Source organism: Streptomyces sp. NPDC059679 (assembly GCF_042734105.1).
Taxonomy (GTDB): Bacteria; Actinomycetota; Actinomycetes; order Streptomycetales; family Streptomycetaceae; genus Streptomyces.
The window spans coordinates 1-1837 of record NZ_JBHWES010000190.1; the positions used below are offsets into that span (position 1 = coordinate 1).

Annotated in this window: 2 protein-coding genes; both read right to left on the reverse strand. The window is 72.0% G+C overall.

What is annotated here, in order from left to right:
- Positions 1–342 precede the first annotated feature (342 nt).
- The gene (locus tag ACFV2X_RS55560) at positions 343–582 is read right to left on the reverse strand and encodes a hypothetical protein (protein WP_385631965.1); all 240 of its coding nucleotides are present in this window, start codon (positions 580–582) and stop codon (positions 343–345) included.
- Between the two features lie 281 nt (positions 583–863).
- Entirely contained in the window at positions 864–1352 is a 489-nt protein-coding gene (locus tag ACFV2X_RS55565; protein ID WP_385631968.1) for a hypothetical protein, read from the reverse strand.
- Positions 1353–1837 lie beyond the last annotated feature (485 nt).

Here is a 1837-nt window from a genome sequence, read left to right on the forward strand (position 1 = left end):
GGTCCAGCGCGCCCCAGGCGCTGGCGCAGGGGTCTGGGGGCGCGCAGCCCCCGGACCCGGCCAACGGCCGGGTGCACCACCACAAACCCACGCACCAGCCACAACTCCAGCGACGCGGCCGGCGCCCACAACCAGACACCACCACGGCGCTCCGCGCCCAGCCCAGCCACCCCCGACCAACCGCCGCCCCCTGCGCGGCGAAGCGCACCGGCTGCCGGGCGGGCGGCGCGGCCGTCGCCCGCCGGGCGGTGCGGACTCGGCCGCCGATGGCTGCTGCGCTCCGGCGGCCGGTCGGCGCTCTCCGCCGCGCCGGGGGGAGGGGCCCCTCCCCCCGGCCTTGCGTCACCCCCGGGTGGGGGCCGTGACCTCCGTGGCGGCACTGAGTGGCTGGCCCTGCTCGCGCTGCTGGGCGGCCTCGATCATCTCGGCGCGCGCCTCCTGGTAGGCGGCGTGGGCGGCTTCCTCGACCGCACGCTCCGCCTCGTCCGTCTCCGCCGCCTCGTCCGGCGTGGCGGTGGTGGTGGCCAGGATCGCGCGCGCGAAGCATCGCCTTCCACCCGTCGGCGGAGACCAGGGACGCAATCGCGGTGTTCAGCTGCTCGTGGAGGGCGTCTACCTCCGCCGCGCGCTCCTCGTTGGTCTTGGTGGAGCGGCGGCGCGTCGTCTTGGTAGCCATCTCGGTGGTGCCTCTCGTTGAAGTGGTGCGGTTTCGAGCGGTGTCGGTCGGGGTGCCACCCCCTCCCAACAAGCTCAATATTACCAGTGTTGACCCGAATTTGGAAGCGAAAGAGGGGCCTGACCAGGGTTTTTCCAATCCGGCCCCCTCGGCGGCCGGGGCGCTTCCCGCGCCCCGGCCCTCCGGGTTACGCCTTAGCTGTGGCCTTCGCCTTGCGCTTGGCCTTGACCTTGCGCAGCTTCAGGGGTCGGCCGGGCTCGGCATCCTCGACCAGTCCGGGGACGTCGTACGCGCAGATGGTGAGCACGTCGCCGAGGTCAGCCAGGAGGCGACGGGGAATCCCGCACCGGTTCCCGAACCCCCGGGAGTGGTGGACGCGGCCGCCGCGCTCGGTCATGGCGTCGGCGTACCACTCGCCTTCGCCAATGAGGCGGCTGGCCATGATGGTCACAGGGCGCCGTCGCGGGCCCGCCTGGATCGTGAGGCGGGCGGCCAGTCCAACCGAAACTCCCGCCTCGCCGACCTCCTCGGCGCGCTCCACCGTGTCCACCGTGACGCGGTAGCTGATCGACAGGCCGGACCTCGGGTGACGGGTGGTGACGACGGTGACGACCGGCCCAGGGGTCTCGCTGGCCTTCGTGGCGGCGGGGCGGGAGTTGCGGGTCTTGACGGTCATGTCCAGCACCTTTCAACGGGTTTCGAGTGGTGGTGTTGTTCGGGGTGCCACCCCCTTCCAACAAGTTCAATATTACCAGTACTAGACCGGATTCGGGAAGTCGAAAAGGGGGTCTGACCAGGGTTTTCTCGGAAATTCCATGATCCTTTAGGGGGTGTCCGGGCCCGGCCGACCCCCGTCCTTGCCAGCCGCTTTTCGGCGTCCGCCACGGCAGAGCGGCACCCGGCAGGCGGCCGGTCACGTAAACCGCCCAGGGATGCCGCCCTCCCCGGGCCGGTTCGCACTTCTTCGACGTCGGCCAGCTCCCCCTCGACCCCTCTTCGACCTCAGCCCATCGCAGTCACCACGACGGTGCCGCCGGTCGACGACGGCGCGGTGGAATCGCCTGCACCACAGCGGACTTCAGCCCGTCCCCCGGTCCCCGGGGGGCGGGCGTCCGGAGGAGCCCCCCGGGGCACGCGCAAGGGAGCGCCAGCGACCGCAGC